An 18,146-nucleotide genomic window follows, 5' to 3' on the forward strand; every position below is an offset into this window, starting at 1 on the left:
AATCAGCAATTAGCAATCTTATTACTACAAAAAAATCATTTTAATTGATAATATAACTTGTACCATCTTTACCGTCTTTTAGCTGTATGCCGAGAGGCAAAAGCGCATCGCGTATTTTATCAGATAGTGCCCAATCTTTATTAGCACGGGCTTCCATTCGCATATCGATAAGCAACTGTAGTACCCCATCTAATTTGTCGTTATTATCTGCTGCCAATTGTTCTGCCTGCAAACCTAAAACATCAAAAACAAAAGCATTCATCAGCGTTTTCAACTCATTAAGCTCCTCTACAGATATTTTTTCTTCTCCGTTTTTCAATTGGAATACCCATTTGACAGCTTCGAAGAGATGTGCAATAAGAATAGGCGAATTGAAGTCATCTAAAAGAGCCTCATAGCATTTTTGTTTCCACTCTGCTATAGGTAGGGCGGTAGGATGTGTAACTTCAGTAGTCAGCTCATTTAGTATTTTCATCGCTTCCATAAGTCTGGTAAAGCCTTTTTCGGCAGCAAGCATCGCCTCGTTAGAGATATCAAGCACACTGCGATAATGTGCCTGCATAAAGCAAAAACGTATCACTGCTGGGGCAAAAGGTTTCTCGAAGAAAGTGTTATTGCCCGTAATGAGCTGCATCGGAAGTATATAGTTACCTGTCGATTTACTCATACGTTGCCCATTCATTGTCAGCATATTAGCGTGCATCCAATAACGTACGGGACTTTCACCGTGCCCTGCCTTACCTTGTGCTATCTCGCATTCGTGGTGTGGGAACTTCAAGTCCATTCCGCCTCCGTGTATATCGAACTGATTACCGAGATATTTGGTGCTCATCACGGTACATTCGAGGTGCCAACCAGGGAAGCCATCGCCCCAAGGAGAAGCCCAACGCATTATATGAGCGGGAGACGCTTTTTTCCACAGTGCAAAATCTTGTGGATTGCGCTTCTCTCCTTGACCGTCTAAATCGCGGGTATTAGCAAAAAGTTCTTCTATATTTCTGCGTGAAAGCTCGCCATAATTTAAGCCACGCTTATTGTATTCTAACACATCAAAGTAGACAGACCCATTGCTTTCGTAGGCAAAACCGTCTTTCAGCAGCTTTTCGGTAAGCTGTATCTGCTCTAAAATATGCCCTGTAGCGGTAGGCTCGATAGTAGGTGGCAAGAGGTTGAAAATTTCTAATACTTTATGAAAATCAACCGTATACTTCTGTACTATCTCCATAGGTTCGAGCTTCTCTAAGCGCGATTGCTTCACGAAGCGGTCGTTATTTACATCGCCATCATCAGTTAGGTGACCTGCATCGGTAATGTTGCGCACATAACGTACCTTGTAACCTAAAAACTTAAGGGCACGATAAATAAAGTCAAACGACATAAAGGTACGCACATTACCCAAGTGTACATTACTATACACGGTAGGGCCGCACACGTACATACCCACATTATTTTCGTGCAAAGGTACAAAGACCTCTTTTTCTCCTGTTAAGGAATTAAATATTTTTAATTGATGTTTCATTGCTATTATATTATTTGCTATTTTTTCCATTTACTAATTCGCTAATCTTATAGCGCTCTTCATTATTCTTGGTCTTCAGAATAATCTCACCCAAAAAACCTGCAATAAAAAACTGAGTGCCGATAAGCATTGTGGTTAGCGCCAAATAAAACTGAGGGCGGTCGGCTATGAGCCTTCCGTTAGGGTTGATAAACAGTTTATCAATACCCAAATAAGCTGAAAATAGAAACCCTATAAAAAACATCAGCACCCCTAATGCCCCAAAAAAGTGCATAGGTCGCTTGCCAAAATGCGACAAAAAGCTAATGGTAATAAGATCTAAAAAACCATTGATAAATCGGCTCATACCAAACTTTGTAACTCCGTATTTGCGCGCTTGATGCTGCACCACTTTCTCTGTAATACGATTGAAGCCCGCATTCTTTGCCAATACCGGTATATAGCGGTGCATTTCGCCCGATACCTCTACATTTTTTATCACCTCTTTCTTGTAGGCTTTCAGTCCGCAATTGAAGTCGTGTAGGGTAAGTCCAGAAGTTTTTCGCGCTGCCCAATTAAATAACTTTGAAGGAAGATTCTTTGCAAGCACCGAATCGTAGCGCTTCTTCTTCCAACCTGACACCAAGTCATAATTATCCTTAGTTATCATCTCGTACAAGGCAGGAATTTCATCAGGGCTATCTTGTAGGTCAGCGTCCATTGTAATGACCACCTCGCCTTCTGCAGCCTTAAAACCTGCGTGTAGGGCTTGTGATTTGCCATAATTGCGCAAAAAGCGAATACCTCGTACCTGTGCATCTTTTTCAGCCAACTGCATAATCACTCGCCAAGAACCATCGGTACTACCATCATCAACAAAGATAATTTCATACGAAAATCTATTGAGCGTCAGCACCTTAGTAAGCCATTGATAAAGCTCTGCCAATGACTCTTCTTCATTGAGAAGTGGTATTACTATTGATATTTGCATAGGGCGATATTCCGTTTAGCTGTTAATAAAGGGCAAAGATAGTAATTTTTTTATTATCTTCAGAAGATATTTACCTCAAATTCTAACGCAACACCAAATTTTTCAAATACTTGGTCTTTCACATAATGCGCTACGGCTAATATTTCTTTACCTGTAGCCTTTCCGTAATTGACTAATACTAATGCTTGCTGGGTATGTACGCCCGCATCGCCTACTCGATGACCTTTCAGTCCACAAGTATCAATAAGCCAACCGGCAGGCACTTTTACATTAAAGTCGTCTACTTTATATGAGGGTATTTGCGGATACAGCTGCTGTAGTTCTATATACTTCTCCTTTGGCAATATGGGATTTTTGAAGAAACTTCCACAGTTGCCTAACTCTGCCGGATTAGGCAATTTACGCTGCCTGATAGCTATCACTACTTCTGAAAGTTGCTGAGGGGTAGGAGTGGTTATGTGTCGCTCGCGTAGCACTTCCTCTATAGCTCCGTATTGTGTGTGTAGCAAATGGTTGCGCTTAGTAAGTTTGAAAGTAACCGCCGTGATGATATAATGACCTTTCTCCTCACCTTTGAAAATAGACTCGCGATAGCCAAAACAACAATCAGCATTGCTAAAGACGCGTTTTTGTAGGGTGCGCACATCTATCGCCTCGCAGCTGGTCATTACATCTTTAATCTCGACCCCATACGCCCCTATGTTCTGCACGGGAGTAGTACCGACATTGCCATAGATAAGAGAGAGGTTTTCAAGTCCGCCATAACCTTTGCTTAAGGTATATTGGACAAACTGATGCCAATTTTCGCCCGCAGCCGCCTTAATCAACACATAATCATCTGTTTCCTCTTGCACTTCTATCCCTTTGAGTAGGATATGCAGCACAGGCTGAGAGATTTTTTGAGTAATAAGCATATTACTGCCTCCGCCCAAAACAAACGGATTAGGATACATATGCAGCGCCTCGATAAGAGCCTGTTCAGAATGAATATCGAGCAAGACATCGGCTTCTGCCTCAACGTTGAATGTATTAGGTATCAACATAATAAAAAAGATTAAATGTGAATGCTGTAAGGAGTTTCTAATTTTGCCCCAAATCAGACCCGGCTATTTTAATAAAATAAGCGTAATTAGTTCATTATCAAACTAATTACGCCTTTCTTGTAGCGAAGACGGGAGGGTCTTCCAGAATACTAAAAGCCGTAACTATCTAATTATCAAGCCTTTCTTTTTTATGAAAGGTATATAAATATTACATATAAGTCCCAAAATAGTCCCAGACCACAAGGGTACTATATATAATAATAATTATTTTATTTTTTTACGTATATTAATAGTAATAATATTTATATGATTTATGTGCAGTAGGGTAAGTTACTGATTTACAGGGTGATTTTTGCACACAAACTGCACATAAATTCATTTCTGCACATAAATTATTTATGTGCAAGCTGCAAATTAGTCTTCAATAGGCTTGAAAATCTCATCAAAATACTTTTGGGTATCATCTAAGGTTTGTTCTAAGCTCTCAGTTTTACTTTGCTTATCATCTAATGTATCATCACTAAATGGCAGAGTAAATATCGACACATCAACGCCAAGTTCTTTGTATTTCAGCATTCCGAGTTTATCCAATTTTGCGTTTACCCCTGCGAGCAATTCATATATTTGCTCCATAAGTTCCCTATCGGTTAGCTGCCGATGGTTTCTAATTTTATTATTAGCTGCAAATTCTTCTTTCATTGTTTTATTTCTTTATTTTCTCCTCCATCAGCTGTATTATTTTATCTTTCAGCCCTGAGCTTTCTTGTGTCAATCGTTGGTTTTCTTATTTTCTCTCCACCAAGCTATTTTTATATGCTGAATTTCATCTTCATAATCTGAAGGAAAAATATTATAATATATTTTACTCCCGTTTAATACTTTTCCATCTGTTTTCACAAATAAAATATAGCTTTGTGCTCCTATTTGTGTTCTATCACTATTGAATGTCATAATAGATATAACACTGCCCCTTATAATTCCTTTGCAAAAAAAATTCTTTGTTTCCCCAAGAAGAGGTTTGGTTATAATTATTGTTCCTTTTATTTCTTGTCCAACTTGTTTTAAATAAATAGTAGATTTATCTATACCATCATCTTCATACCAAGTTCCTGCTACTATATATCCACTATAACTAATCTTCTTTAAAAAAGGAATTAATTTTTCACCCCATAATGATTTGAAAAACCATAATAAAAATGCTGTGACAATACCTGAAATAATTCCTAAAAATAAATTATAAAACATAACTACTTATTCAATATTTCCAAGTTATTATCCCCAAAAATAAGCTTCATTACTTGCTCCTTTTTGTCCTTTTTAAGTTCAATCTGCAATACCGCTTTTACCTCATCATCGCTATTGTTATATTCTCTATTAGGATAAGTAATAATATCTTTTACATCTACCCCCAGAAAAATAGCAATTTGCAATAAACGTTCTATAGATAATTCTCTCCTACCTTTCTCAATAAGGCTATAACTACCCTGTTCTATGCCTAAATGTTCCGCTACATTTTGTTGTGTAAACCCTTTATCTGTACGGATTTTTAGAATATTCTTTAATATTTGTTCTTGTGTTATCATAAGGCGTAAAATTAAACAATTAATAATCAATAACATATATTCTATCCGAAATAAATTATTACAAAATGATATATTTTTTATTGCATATTGAAATATTATTTATATATTTGCCCCCGAAATAGTAACCCAAAGTAGTATTCCTAAAAAGGCTGCCAAAAGAGAGTTCAAAATACGCACCTTATTTAAGCGACAAATATACGAACTATTTCCGAGATTTAAAACAGAAACCCAAAAAAAAGAACGTTATGTACACAGAAAGAAAAACAGAAAACCAAAAACGCATCGCCATAACAGAATGGCTCGAAGCACATCTTAGTCAGTTTGAAAACAAAAAAAACAACTTTTTAGAGATGCGCAATGCTCTCTTCAAAGCCATAAACTATAAGGTAAGCACACAATACCTTAAAACGCTTTTTGAAGAAGTAGCCCAACAGCAAGGGTATAATGTTAGCTTTGAAACAGAAACAATCAAAGCCGAAAGACGAAATATAACTGTTTTCGTTTTAACCCAAATACAAACCCCAAAAAGAAACGCTATGTACACAGAGAGAAAAACAGAAATCGAAAAACGCATCGCCATAACAAAATGGCTCGAAGCACATTTTAGTGAGTTTAAAAAAGAAAAAACTAACTTTTTTGAACTGTACAATGGCCTCAAAAAAGCCATAGGCTATAGTGGGTTAACCATACAATGTTTTAAAACGCTTCTTGAAGAAGTAGCCCAACAACAAGGGTATAATGTTAGCTTTGAAACAGAAACAATCAAAGCCGAAAGACGGAATATAACTGTTTTCGTTTTAACCCAAACACAAACCCCTCCAGAAACACCCCAAAAGGATACTATCGAAACGTCCCTAACCATAGACATTCGTGCCCACAGCTACAACCCCGATGTACGCAGCGGCAAAGCCCCCATTACCGCATTCGATGTACTACAATGGCTGCACGCTAATACAGACAGTGGCATAACCCCCAATATCACCGCTGACGGCTCTATATATCTTACTGTATCACTTAAGTTTAGTGATAGTTTTTTATACAAAAAAATAGCCCAATGGGATATACGTTACCCTTATTTAGACCAGCAACCTATATCGCTGATTAAAGCACTTGCTCCCTATTACCAGTCCACTAATTTCATAGAAAAAATGCAACACATTAGCAACGCTGCTAATAAATAAAACCGAAAAAACAATGAAAAAAGAACCTTCCCTACTGACCATTTTGGGCATCAGTGTTTGTCTTCTCGCGGCTCTTTATTTGTCCAAAAATATAACCGATAAGACTACTTATAAGAGTTGCATAGATAGTCTCGCTAACGCACTTTGTAAATACCAAAATACTAAGTACAATAAAAAGGATAGCAATCAGCCCCGTGTGAGTGAGAAAGTGAACCCGCCTATTGAAATACCACAATTGCATACGCCGCTCCTCAAAGGAGAGCCTACGCTCAACAGTGGGAGCGTTATCAACAGTAGGGGCGTCTCCCTTTTTGTTGATGAAATTAGCAATACTAAGCAACAGAGCCTGCCCCGCTTCTGTTTTAGCAATATTCTCGAGGAAATTGCTGCCATTGCTTTCCTCTTTGCAGTTGTCCTGCTTTTCTTGTTCGTTTTGCATATGTTATAAATGAATTAAAACACAAAGATAATAAATAAATATGATACAAGCCCACACCATACAAGTAAACCTAAAACCAGAGATAATAGCACAGATAGACGACACCGCTATCGCGCACCTGCATATTAAAACCTCCGAAAACACCAGCACCCTAAAGAAGTGGATGCGCTACGGAAGCGAAAAACTAACCCATTATTCATTCCTCATAGCCCTTTCAGAAGTATTTAGCCTGCCTGTAGAAGACCTTGTCGAGGTACACCGAAGCTAAAGCGAACACGTACCGAACACGAAGCGAACACGTACCCTATCAATAATCACAAATAAAACCATAAAAACAATGAACCAGATAGAACAAGTAGAAACGCACCTAAATGCCGTCCTAAACATCGATGATATTAGAACCAATATGATAACCATTGAGGATAATATGCTTATCATCGACCTAAATTATTACAGCGAAAACGCCCTTGCTAATCTTTACAACCGAGCTGCTGGGGGCTACCTCTCAATTCGTCCAGAGATAAGCGCGGGGCAACTCTCCTATGCCCTTGTACCAGAAAACACCTCAAAACCAGTAGAAGCATTTGCCCACCCATAAATAGTAAAATAACGTTAGTTAGTTGTTAGATAAGCCGTGCATAAGTGCACCACGTGCACGGCTTCTTTTATCTCTCACCTAACCTAACTGCTAACATCTAACAGACTATGAACGATTATAAATACACCGCCGAAAAACTCTATGAGCATACCGACAGAGGGCTTGACATACTCCACCGCTACCTACCCGACAGCGTAGGCTGCGAGCGCACACGCAAACCCTTTCGTTACCGCGACGAAAAAACCCCTTCAGCCTATCTATATCTACCCCCACAGGGCAAATGCTGGGTAGTAAAAGACTTTGGCGGCGATACCCATTCCCCTATACAGATATACCAGCACCTTACTGGCGATACCGATTTCCTAAACACCCTAAAAACACTATTCGCTGAATTTAATATAGGCGAAAACACCCTTAATCTCACCCCAAACAAAACATTTGCACCCCGTGGCGACCACCCCGACGGCTATTTTCGCATATACCCTAAAGAAAAAATAGAAAATGCCAAGCTTATAAATCGTTTTATCACCCCCGAAATATGCGCACGCTATAACGTTCACGAACTCCAAAAAGTAGAACGCATCACCTCTACCACAGGCAAACTAATGACCATCGAAGCCACCCCACAATACCCAATGTTTGCCTATTCTGATGACCTAAACGTATGGGCAAAAACCTACTACCCAGCCGAGAAAAAACGCAAAATAACCGATGAAAATGGACACACCAAAACCGAAAACTTCAAACACGGCTATTTAGGCAAAAAACCAGCCGTATATGTGCACGGACTGCAATATATAAAAAGCATCATCACCCCCGACCGCTACCAAAGAATAATAGACCTAAGAGAGCAAATAACCCTAACCGATTTTCCCGAAATGAAAAAGGAACTACAAGAGCAACTCGATGAACTCCTGTTGCCCTATGTTATCATTTGCTCCGGAGGCTCCGACGGGCTTACCCTCGCATCGCTTTCCCCCGATTTCTACCCCGTATGGGGCAATTCCGAAGGCGATATAATCAATCATACCGATTACCAATACCTAAAAACCATAAGTCAGCACCTTATCAACCTGCCCGATGTAGATACTTCGGGCATAGAGTTCGCCTATAAATACTCCCGCCGCTATTGGCAGCTGCCCACCGTATTCCTACCAAAGTACTATTTAGGCGAAAAAGGCAAAGATTTTCGTGATTACGTAGATTATTTTAAAGAAAGTGAACAACAAAGTATTGCCAACGAGTTCAAAAAACTATTAAACGTACCCGTTTGCTGCGATTTCGTAACTGTAGAAGACAAAAAATACACCATAAACCACGAAAATCTGTATTACTTCTTGCAAGTAAACCATTTTTTTGTATTTCAGTCAGATATAGCCGTCAATCTCGACAACGAAAACAAAGGCACATTAGTCAAAGTAGACGATTATAAGCTATCCGTACCGCAAACCGCTGCCGTACGCGAGTTTTGCGTCGATTACTATATACGCAAAGGCACCTCGCAAAAAGTATTGCGCCTATTACGCACCTGCAAAGCCCTAAGTGCTCCCGAACTCAAAAATGCTACCTACAAAAAATTCGACCTTACCAAGCACGACAAAGAATACCAGCTGTTTTTCTTTCAGAATACCGCTATAAAGGTAACCCCAGACCGCATTTTCACCCAAAACCGCGATGATATAAATAACTATATCTTCGAGAACGCCGTATTGCCCACCAATATCACCCTAATCAAAGAAACCTTTTTTGAACCCTATATTGATGAGCAAGGGCGCAACCGCGTAAATATCAAAACCGAAAAATGCGAATACCTAAATTTCCTTATCAACGGAAGCCGCGTATACTGGGCAAAAGAATACCCCTACGAAAAAGACCGTTGGGGCACCTTTTTCACCCTCAACAGTCCACACCTTACAGAAGAAGAGCAAATCACCCAAGAGCAGCATTTTCTATCCAAGTGCTACGCTATAGGCTACCTATTGCACCGCTACAAAATGCCCAATTTCGAGCGATTTGTATATGTTGTTGATGATGAGATGAAAGGAATGCTAAGCCAGAGCAACGGCGGAACCGGTAAAGGCATATTTTCAAAGGCAATCAAACTCACCACCAGCGTATTCAATTGCGCCGGTAAAGACAGCAAACTATTCGAAAACACCCATATATTCGACGAACTCAACGAAAACCACGATGTAATATGCTTCGACGATATGGCAGAACAACGTTTTGAAAAGCTGTATAACTACATCACCGACGGTATACGAGTAAACCCAAAATTCAGGCCCAGCTTTTTCATTCCGCCCGACAAAAGCCCCAAACTCTTTGGCACTTTCAATCACGGACTTAAGAACGGAGCAGACAGCGACTATCGTAGGCTATTTTTCATCACATTTTCATCTTATTACCACTATTCGCACTCCGAAATGGGCAAACAGTGGCAGCCCTCCGATGATTTTGGGCACAACCTCTATGACGACTGGGACGCTCGCCAATGGGACTTATTTTACAACTTTATGCTACGTTGCACCCAATTCTATATGCAAAACCGTATGAGCCCCTATTTTGCCCCTATGGAAAGAATAAATTACAACAATCTAAAAGCCTCAATAGGCGACAACTTTTTAGACTGGGCAGACGAGTATTTCACCCCCGACCGTCTCAATATCGAAGTAGCCCGCCGCGAAATGCAAGACGACTACAAAGCCTCTTGTGGTAATTTCAAACTAACGGCACAAGGCTTCCGCAACAAGTTAGGACAATACTGCCAGCTAAAAGGCTACACGCTATCCGATATAATCAAAAAGACCGAATACACTTTAGATAACCGCCGTACCTCTGTTGATTATTTCATCATAAAGACAGAAACCGACACCAAAAAACCAGAAGAAACCACCCCAGCTGCCCCAAAGACAAACAACCTTGCCGGCATCGAGGACGATATACCATTTTAATTATGCTGAAAAACCCGAATGAATTTGCAAAGGCGATGACCTATTTAAATGCGCACGGCATCAGTGTATATAAAACGGCGGTCAGCAACTTCGACCAGCTGCGCATCTACATAGATAACAACGGACAAATAAAGCCGAGCCAGCAGCTATACACCCATAAGAGCGTCACCGCCGCACTCGAAGAACTAGTCCTACTGCTATATAAAAAAGTAAGTAATCAGTTAAATACTAACACCTAATAACAATGAAGATAATAGACCTATTCAGCGGTATAGGAGGCTTTTCGCTCGGCTTTCAGCGAGCAGGCTACAATTTTACTGAACACTATTTTTCAGAGATAGACAAACACGCAATAGCTAATTATAAATACAATTTTCCAAATGCAAAACACATCGGAGACATTACCACTATTCAGCCCGCAAACCTTGCAGGAGCAGACATTATCACTTTCGGTTCGCCTTGCGTCGATTTCTCAGTTGCTGGACGGCGTGCCGGTCTCGCAGGCACAAAAAGTAGCCTTATCCAATACGCAATTGCCCTCATTACTTGCGTCCGACCAAGTGTATTTATCTGGGAGAACGTTAAAGGCGCATTCTCCTCAAATGCTCGCGCAGACTTTTGGGCAATTCTCCAAGCGTTTGCCAACATTGGGGGTTATAGACTTGAATGGCAATTGCTTAATACAAGCTGGGTATTACCCCAAAATAGAGAGCGGATATACCTTGTCGGACATCTTGCAGGAAGAAGTGAGACAGGAGTATTTCCTATCCGAGAAGATGATTTTTTTACTACAGAAAAAGCGCAAATACAATCACAAACCCCGATTTGTACCACACTCAAAGCAAGCGGTTCTATGAGACCAGAAGACACCTATATCATTCCTAAAGAAGCCAATACGCTAACAGGAGGCGGCAAATCTGGCGGCTTACATTCCGATATGACGGTAATAGGGGGCGTGCGCCGCCTCACTGAAATAGAATGCGAACGCTTGCAAGGCTTTCCAGACAATTATACGCAATACGGCAACTACAACGGCAGAATAAGGCGTATTTCAAAGACAAATCGCTACAAACTCATTGGCAACGCCGTAACCGTAGATATTGTAGAATTAATAGCAAAACGATTAAAATTTACAGAACAATGAATAACACCCTACACCTCACTATCAAAAAGCAGTGGTTTGATATGATACTCTCAGGTGAGAAAACAGAAGAGTACCGCGACATCAAGCCGTATTACAACCTTCGGTTTATCGGAAAAGAGTACGACACTGTCGTCTTTAGAAATGGTTATGCTCGTGATGCTCCAAGCCTCACCATAGAATTAAAATCTATACGCTTTGGCACAGGAAACCCCGAATGGGGCGCAGAAGCCAATAAGAAGTACTTCGTGCTATACTTAGGAAAAATTATTAACAAAAAAAATATCAACAAATGAAAACAAAAACATTTAAAGAATTATCAATAAAGGTTACATACTCTGTAGACCTTTCAGAGGTAGAAATACCAGAAAAAATTGCAGAACAAATGGAGCAAGCATACGATAGAAGAGAAATAATTTGTCTATCGAGCCCATTAAAATATCCGAATTTAGAACAATGGTTGATAAACTATGCCAAAGAAGAGGATAGTGAAGACCTTGAATACAAAATAGAAATTTTAAAAGCCGAATAAAATGAACACACAAAATTTAACAATCCAAGAACTTGTGCCCCTTATCCAAGAATGGGCAAAAAAAAGAGAAATCTATAAGAAAATAACAAGTTTTAACCAGCTCCTCAAAACACACGAGGATGTTGGCGAACTTATCAAAGCGTGTTATGACGATGACCGTCCTGCTATTCAGGACGCCATAGGCGATGTAATGGTAACCCTCATTAACTACTGCTATATGGAAAGAATAGACGTATTAGAGCAAATCAATGATGTTTTGAATTTTGAAAGAAAGCGAGCAGATAGCAAAGTGGTGTTAGCATTAAGCATTCAAGATAGTTTAACTCGTCTAATGCACGCTAATTTTAGATTGTTAGGGATAGGAGGAGAAACGCCCTTTTTGTATTTTTATGAAATCATTACTATAATTGGTTATTTAGATGATATAGCTTTCTTAGAAAATACCACCCTTAAGGAGTGCCTAAATATCGCCTACAACGAAATCAAAAACAGAACAGGAAGAATTATTAACGGAAAATTTGTAAAAGATTAATTAAAAAAGAAAATGATGCAAATTATAAATAATACAGGCGCTATAATCAAAGAACAAATTAACTTAGGTAACATTGATAATTTGAATATTGATGATTTGTTTAAAAATAATACTAACAATAAGAAAATGAAAAATAACAACTGTCCTAATTGGCTTGTCCCTTTTGATATAGCCTTTATGTTAGAACGAATAGGCTTTGATGAAAAATGTCTATTTGTATATCGCAAAAGCGATGAAATAAAATTCAAAATGGATTTAGATAAGGTATTTGAGGATACATCTGAATATTATTTTGAGGACTTAGAACCTTATGAGGAAGCCCCTTTGTTATGCATTCTATGCCCCAATTGGGAACAAGTATTTGCGTGGTTTAGAGCTCGTGGCTTATACAGCTATATTCGCCCTTACATTGCACCAGAAAATTTCTATATCTACTCTATTTACGATAACAATAATTTTGATAAATGCTGTGGACGTAGAGACACTTACGAAGAAGCCCAAAAAGAATGCGTAAAAGCCCTCATACAAACCTATAAAAATGAACTCAAAAAAAACAATCTTTAAACCCCATAATTACTATGAAGCACCTCCCTACTATTCGCACCAAAAAACAACTATACGAATATTACGCCCTCGAAATGAACAAGCGTGATTTTCGGTATTTTATCAACGATATAATAGAAGAATGCAGCCCCCATCGCTCCTGCTTTTGCAGAAGTTTAACCTTTAAAGAATTCCTCACGTTTGTTGCTCGCTATGGCACCCCACAAGGCTACGAACTCTCTCCCTATATCAAAGAGGAAATACAAAAAAGAGGCATTAATTAGCCGAAGCGTACCAAAACGTACCAGAGCGTACCAAAAGCCCCGCGCCCCACTGTATATTTGCCCCGACAATTATTCTATTTGCCAATACCTAACGGCAAATAGACAAATCGGCAAAGCAACGAATGACAACCAGCGAAATAAACAACTCTTTATACCGTCCTTTGCAGGCAGGCTCTTTATACGCTCCTTATATGCCCGCGTCCGACTGTAGTTCTAAGCTACTCGGTCGCGGCGATACTTCATTTGCCATAACCAATATGGCAGCCACAGCCCGCAAGTATCAGCATCACACCAAGTTACTTACATTACGTTTCTTTTCTTCATACAAATCTCTCTATTCTCTCTGTAGTGCCTTGCATCAGTTTCTTTTTTGGCACTTCCAGTACGCTATAGACGGCGATGCCCAGATGCTACGCTCCCCCGCCTGCAGCTGGGCATCTCGCTATAGCGGTATAGACTGCAAGAGTTACACCATTTTTGGCAGCACCGTGCTACTCAATCTGGGCATAAAGCACTATATGAGGCGTATTGTACAACCGTCCCACCCCGACGGCTACACCCACGTATATTTGGTGATACCTAAAAACCAAAAAACCGCCAACCTCAATAGCGGTTATTACGTAATTGACGGCACTATCAATACGGAAAAAGAACTACCGTATTTAAAAAAAGATGATGTGCTAATGAGCTCATCGGCAAATCAGTCCGTTGGCAAAGCCCTTAGTGCCCCAGCCCAACCAACCCTTACCGATGTGATGAACGCCAGCTATACCGCTTCAACACAGATAGCCCAGCTCACACACGAACAAATCGTAGCCCAACGCACTCAAGTAACCAACCTTGTAGGTACCATATTAGCCTCATCAGCCGAGATAACAGGCATATTTTTCCCGCCTGCTCTCATCGTTGGGGCAGCTATCGAGGCAGTAACCGCTATTGTATCGCTTGCTTTCCTCACCCTCTCCAACCCGTGCGGAGCTGCCTTTTACAAAGCCGATTATATCAATCAGCACCTAAAAGACGAATTTTACCCACAGTTTAGCCAGCGGATACAATACCTACAAAAACACCTCGAACAAGGCAGTTACCCAGCCGCTATCCCCGTGCTCAACCTCGTATTGCGCGAAGTCGATTTAGCTTATGCCCAATACCACGCCGAAATAAACCGCTCACACGAAAACGAATGCTCCAAAAATGCCCTTTTGGCATATCAATTCTTTTTCAATCATATCAAAACCACCGTCAATCAGCTATACAATAACATACGCATATTGCTGAAGATGCACGGCTATAGGCTCAACGAAAAAGAAGTCAAAGGCAGTTCCACAAGCCGAATATGGTATATGATAGTACCAATTACGGGCACCAAAGTAACCGCCCCTTATAGAGTGCTCACCCTCGATAGTGATGCACCAAAAGGTGTGTACCCGCTCAATCACCCAAGCCCCTTTGCTGCGTGGCTAAACGAACAAGCTGCTCATATAGCAAGCCTTTATGGCACCGACAAAGCCAATGCTTACCGTAGCGAAATGCAGCCTTTTGAAGCACAAATAGCTGCCATACGCCGAGACTTTAGCATCAGCACCATTATACAGCTTATCCGCGAACAGCGATTGCAAGACCAAGAGCACACCATTTACCAAAAATACGATACCGAATACCGTCGCGAGTTGCAAGCCGAAGCCGCTAAGCAAAAAGAGACTTTTGCCCGTGCTATTGCAGCCCAAGCTGCCGAACTCAAGCGTATTGCCAGTGTAAACCGTGCCGACAGCCTTACCCACCTGAAGAACGTAGGCAAAATAGCCCAAGACAACGCTAATAAAAAGAAAAAATTAGCCCAAGAAGAACAAAAAAAACTGCTGCTATTAGGCACCTTTGTCGTAGCAGCCTTATACCTAATAAAGTAACAACAATAATTAACAATTATATGGAAAACCCTTTTGACAAACCCCGTACAGCCCAACATTGTGCCCCTATTCCTGCTTTAGGGTGGGGACTAAAGAATATTTTTGGGGGTACTATAGTAGGCGACCTTGTAGGCAATTGCGGCGATGAGCGTTCAGACCGCGACCGCAGTAAAACCGCCTATTACGATACCCTAAAAGCTATCGAAAACCTCAAAGCAACCATTGCTACAAAGGAAAATGGTGAAAATATGCAAATGGTCAATGCTATGGAAAAAAACACCGAAGCCTACCGCCGCAAAGTAAGTGCCTTAAGCAACGAAGTAGCCGACCTTGAAGCCCAGCGCAAAGTGTGGGAAGACAACCCCGAAGTAGCCGAAGGGCGTTATGGGCTCACCGCCTTCAACCTCGATGCGCTTGATGCTCTTAGCCGCCCTTTTTTAGGGGTAAGCTTCACTTGTAATGATTACCGCAATGAAGCACTCGAATGGTCAGAAAAAACCAAATCTGTAGCAGAAGAACGGAAAGCATTAGAAGTAAGGATAAAACAGATAGAAGACCGTATTGCCCCCGATAAGGTAGCTCTATTAAGCAAAGACCTTGCAGATGAACGCCAGAAGTACAACAGCCTACAGGAGCAAGCCATACAGCTCAAAAAAGACATCAACCTGATGAGGCAAACGCGAATAATGGTAAAAGCCTCTGAAGCCAAAGCTGCCGCCGACAAAGCCGAGCAACTTAAACGCGAGGAAATACAACGCACCTTGCAAAAAGAAAGCGAGCAGAAGAAAAACAAAAACAACACCCTGCTTATAGGTGCTGGTATAGCGGTCGTTGCTTTTTTTGTGCTAACCTCTAAAAACTAATATCTATGAAAGAAGCAATGACCAATTACATAGTACAGAGCACCGCCGACAGCAAGCGGCGTACTGACGAGTTTTTAAACAAACCGCAAAAGCCCGACCACACATTTCTTTATCTACTTGCTGGCGTAGCCGTAGTAGCAATGATGATAAAAGTAATGAAATAAATCAAAAATCACAATTAAAAATTAATACAATGGAAAGTAAATTAGCCCTTTATCAGTTAGCAGCTCCGCAATTAGGCGGCTGCACCTCTTGTCGCTCGGCTATGAGCGTGCCTATTAAGCAGTGGAACTACTCATTCGATAATATTATGAACCGATTTACCCAGTTAGTAGGGGCTGCTGGTAGCGTTAATAATCTCATCAATGCGTTTCGCAGCGGACAAGATGTCCCCGGCACAGCAGGAATGAGCGAAGAGGACAGAAAATTCTACCTACAAATGGCACAAGCCAACGTAAACAACGGTGGAGGTAATGCCGGCAACGAAGCAATGATGCAGTTCCTTACCCAGATGCAACAACAGAATGCTGCAATGCTACAAGCCATCGCCAACCGTAGCAGCAACGAAACCCCTAAGCCAGAGAAAGACAACACCCCCTTATACATTGGGTTAGGTGTAGGAGGCGTAGTAATCCTAATGATGATGGTAATGATGATGAAAAAATCATAATTCACAATTCAAAATTAACTATTATGGGAATAGAACAATCATTATACGACTTACTAAACCCTCTATCAGATGCCCAGCTACAAGAAAAAATACAACAAGTAGAAAGCTATGTAGCACGTGGCACTGGGGAGGAAATAAGTAGGTTATGCAGTCAGCCTCTCACACCAGAGTATTTTACCCGTACTACCATACTGGTAAAACAGTTTCATATAAGTTATGTAGCCCGCAAGATTTTACAAAGTCGCAAAGACGGTAAAAACTTTACCTTATACGAACCTCTACCAGTGCACACCCCTGCACCTATAGGGCGCAATGCTGCCGAACAAGAACAAATTAACCAACTATCGGCAAACCAAAAAGTAAATAAACAGCACACCGCCGATAAGTTAAAAGACAAAAACCTAACAGAGGCTAAAGAATATATAGCTACCGAAAAGCGTTATTACCTTACCGTCTTAGCTTATGTAGATGCTATCGAGCGCATAATATCTTTAGCTAAAGCAGGCAAATTTCCTTTTAGTATTAGTGTAATAGAGCATTATTTATTACACAATTATCGCCAAGCCCTTATAGTTTTGTACGACATAACCACCGAAGTAAACACCGCTATAGCCCTTACGGTAGCACGTGTAAAAGGCACAGAGGCAAATAGCAATACACCCCCACCCGCTCCCACGCCGTCCCCAACTCCTTCAGCTCCCACCGCTCCCGCACCAGAGCCCTCAAAAGAGGAAGAAAAGGAAGACAAAAAGGGTATTAGTATCACAACCATACTCATCGGTGGCAGCCTACTTTTAGGGTTTATTTTTTATCTAAAGAAAAAAAATTAGCCAGAGCGTACCAAAGCGTACCAAAGCGTACCAAACGCATTTTGCACTACCGTATATTTGCCCCGATAATTTAAAATTCAAAATTTAAAATTCATAATTAAAATGAAAGTCAATCAAAAGCAATTTATCGAAAGCGCGGCTTTTTCAGCTGGCGCAACCGTTGGCGCAATGGGCTCTCGTGTGGTAGCCGATAAGCTCACCACTACGCTTAAGAGTGGTGCTGTTAGGCACGGCTTATTAGGGATAGTAGGAGTAGCCGTCGCCGCCTTTGTCAGCCCAAAAGACAACGCCACCAAGTTCGCACAAGGTGCCGGCGTAGGTATCGCCGCCACACAGCTAACAGCCGCCCTCAAAGCCGTAATGACAGAAGACGGCAAGAAAACAATGGAAGAGGGAATAATGAAAACCGCACTCGGTAACCCAGAAACCGAAGTAGTATATGTAGATAGCACCCCATCACTCGATTACTACCCATATGAGGAAGTAAGTGCTACCACCACTACCCAGCCTACGGCATTCCTAAGTGCGCCAAGCCAATTCGCAGAAGTATAACAATTAAT

The 18,146-nt window shown here is 40.9% G+C and carries 24 protein-coding genes; 17 read left to right on the top strand and 7 right to left on the bottom strand.

All coding sequences use genetic code 11. The features are described 5' to 3' along the window. Positions 1–40: 40 nt before the first annotated feature. The 6 genes from cysS to FOC45_RS07025 all read right to left on the bottom strand — a co-directional run bounded on the left by cysS (position 41) and on the right by FOC45_RS07025 (position 5,115). Positions 41–1,519 (bottom strand): cysteine--tRNA ligase, encoded by a 1,479-nt coding sequence (gene cysS / locus FOC45_RS07000; protein WP_034540840.1) that lies wholly within the window; start codon positions 1,517–1,519, stop codon positions 41–43. A gap of 10 nt (positions 1,520–1,529) precedes the next feature. Next, positions 1,530–2,489 (bottom strand): glycosyltransferase family 2 protein, encoded by a 960-nt coding sequence (locus FOC45_RS07005; RefSeq protein ID WP_009390712.1) that lies wholly within the window; start codon positions 2,487–2,489, stop codon positions 1,530–1,532. A gap of 59 nt (positions 2,490–2,548) precedes the next feature. Beyond that, positions 2,549–3,532 carry a UDP-N-acetylmuramate dehydrogenase gene (murB, locus tag FOC45_RS07010; RefSeq protein WP_009390713.1) on the bottom strand — a complete coding sequence of 328 codons (984 nt, stop codon included), beginning with the start codon at positions 3,530–3,532 and terminating at the stop codon, positions 2,549–2,551. Between the two features lie 414 nt (positions 3,533–3,946). After that, positions 3,947–4,231: a hypothetical protein gene (locus FOC45_RS07015; RefSeq protein ID WP_009390715.1), complete on the bottom strand. Its 285-nt coding sequence runs from the start codon at positions 4,229–4,231 to the stop codon at positions 3,947–3,949. Positions 4,232–4,300: 69 nt separating this feature from the next. Then, positions 4,301–4,777, bottom strand: a complete 477-nt coding sequence (locus FOC45_RS07020; RefSeq protein WP_009390716.1) for a hypothetical protein — start codon at positions 4,775–4,777, stop codon at positions 4,301–4,303. 2 nt (positions 4,778–4,779) lie between these two features. Continuing rightward, entirely contained in the window at positions 4,780–5,115 is a 336-nt protein-coding gene (locus tag FOC45_RS07025) for a helix-turn-helix domain-containing protein (protein WP_009390717.1), read from the bottom strand. Between the two features lie 245 nt (positions 5,116–5,360). Between FOC45_RS07025 and FOC45_RS07030 the strand changes: the two genes are divergently transcribed. After that, a complete protein-coding gene (locus tag FOC45_RS07030) occupies positions 5,361–6,296 on the top strand; it encodes a hypothetical protein (RefSeq protein WP_009390720.1) in 936 nt (311 codons plus the stop codon). A gap of 31 nt (positions 6,297–6,327) precedes the next feature. Here FOC45_RS07030 and FOC45_RS07035 read toward each other — a convergent pair whose 3' ends face one another. After that, positions 6,328–6,735, bottom strand: a complete 408-nt coding sequence (locus tag FOC45_RS07035; RefSeq protein WP_009390724.1) for a hypothetical protein — start codon at positions 6,733–6,735, stop codon at positions 6,328–6,330. Between the two features lie 40 nt (positions 6,736–6,775). Here FOC45_RS07035 and FOC45_RS07040 point away from each other — a divergent pair, with 40 nt between their 5' ends. The 16 genes from FOC45_RS07040 (at position 6,776) to FOC45_RS07115 (ending at position 18,138) form a co-directional block, all read left to right on the top strand. Next, entirely contained in the window at positions 6,776–7,003 is a 228-nt protein-coding gene (locus FOC45_RS07040) for a hypothetical protein (protein WP_095912999.1), read from the top strand. A 69-nt stretch (positions 7,004–7,072) separates the two neighbouring features. Next, positions 7,073–7,333, top strand: a complete 261-nt coding sequence (locus tag FOC45_RS07045; protein ID WP_009390727.1) for a hypothetical protein — start codon at positions 7,073–7,075, stop codon at positions 7,331–7,333. Positions 7,334–7,440: 107 nt separating this feature from the next. Continuing rightward, positions 7,441–10,284: a primase-helicase family protein gene (locus tag FOC45_RS07050; RefSeq protein ID WP_009390729.1), complete on the top strand. Its 2,844-nt coding sequence runs from the start codon at positions 7,441–7,443 to the stop codon at positions 10,282–10,284. A gap of 2 nt (positions 10,285–10,286) precedes the next feature. After that, positions 10,287–10,523, top strand: coding sequence for a hypothetical protein (locus FOC45_RS07055; RefSeq protein WP_009390730.1), 237 nt, complete (start codon positions 10,287–10,289; stop codon positions 10,521–10,523). 5 nt (positions 10,524–10,528) lie between these two features. After that, a complete protein-coding gene (locus FOC45_RS07060; RefSeq protein WP_009390737.1) occupies positions 10,529–11,428 on the top strand; it encodes a DNA cytosine methyltransferase in 900 nt (299 codons plus the stop codon). Beyond that, entirely contained in the window at positions 11,425–11,721 is a 297-nt protein-coding gene (locus FOC45_RS07065; protein ID WP_009390738.1) for an ASCH domain-containing protein, read from the top strand. Before FOC45_RS07060 ends, FOC45_RS07065 begins: the two co-directional genes overlap by 4 nt. Next, positions 11,718–11,957 carry a hypothetical protein gene (locus tag FOC45_RS07070; protein WP_009390739.1) on the top strand — a complete coding sequence of 80 codons (240 nt, stop codon included), beginning with the start codon at positions 11,718–11,720 and terminating at the stop codon, positions 11,955–11,957. Before FOC45_RS07065 ends, FOC45_RS07070 begins: the two co-directional genes overlap by 4 nt. A gap of 1 nt (position 11,958) precedes the next feature. After that, entirely contained in the window at positions 11,959–12,489 is a 531-nt protein-coding gene (locus tag FOC45_RS07075; RefSeq protein ID WP_009390740.1) for a MazG-like family protein, read from the top strand. Between the two features lie 12 nt (positions 12,490–12,501). Beyond that, on the top strand, positions 12,502–13,053 hold the full coding sequence (locus FOC45_RS07080) for a hypothetical protein (protein WP_155846632.1): 552 nt from the start codon (positions 12,502–12,504) through the stop codon (positions 13,051–13,053). A gap of 14 nt (positions 13,054–13,067) precedes the next feature. Next, on the top strand, positions 13,068–13,316 hold the full coding sequence (locus tag FOC45_RS07085; protein WP_009390743.1) for a hypothetical protein: 249 nt from the start codon (positions 13,068–13,070) through the stop codon (positions 13,314–13,316). 122 nt (positions 13,317–13,438) lie between these two features. Further along, on the top strand, positions 13,439–15,223 hold the full coding sequence (locus FOC45_RS07090) for a hypothetical protein (protein ID WP_155846633.1): 1,785 nt from the start codon (positions 13,439–13,441) through the stop codon (positions 15,221–15,223). 20 nt (positions 15,224–15,243) lie between these two features. Then, positions 15,244–16,086, top strand: a complete 843-nt coding sequence (locus tag FOC45_RS07095; protein ID WP_155846634.1) for a hypothetical protein — start codon at positions 15,244–15,246, stop codon at positions 16,084–16,086. A gap of 5 nt (positions 16,087–16,091) precedes the next feature. Next, positions 16,092–16,250 carry a hypothetical protein gene (locus tag FOC45_RS07100; protein ID WP_155846635.1) on the top strand — a complete coding sequence of 53 codons (159 nt, stop codon included), beginning with the start codon at positions 16,092–16,094 and terminating at the stop codon, positions 16,248–16,250. 29 nt (positions 16,251–16,279) lie between these two features. Continuing rightward, a complete protein-coding gene (locus FOC45_RS07105) occupies positions 16,280–16,756 on the top strand; it encodes a hypothetical protein (protein WP_155846636.1) in 477 nt (158 codons plus the stop codon). Between the two features lie 23 nt (positions 16,757–16,779). Continuing rightward, positions 16,780–17,586 (top strand): hypothetical protein, encoded by an 807-nt coding sequence (locus tag FOC45_RS07110; protein ID WP_155846637.1) that lies wholly within the window; start codon positions 16,780–16,782, stop codon positions 17,584–17,586. 102 nt (positions 17,587–17,688) lie between these two features. Then, the gene (locus FOC45_RS07115; RefSeq protein ID WP_009390429.1) at positions 17,689–18,138 is read left to right on the top strand and encodes a hypothetical protein; all 450 of its coding nucleotides are present in this window, start codon (positions 17,689–17,691) and stop codon (positions 18,136–18,138) included. Positions 18,139–18,146 lie beyond the last annotated feature (8 nt).

This window comes from Capnocytophaga sp. FDAARGOS_737 (assembly GCF_009730375.1).
GTDB lineage: Bacteria > Bacteroidota > Bacteroidia > Flavobacteriales > Flavobacteriaceae > Capnocytophaga > Capnocytophaga leadbetteri.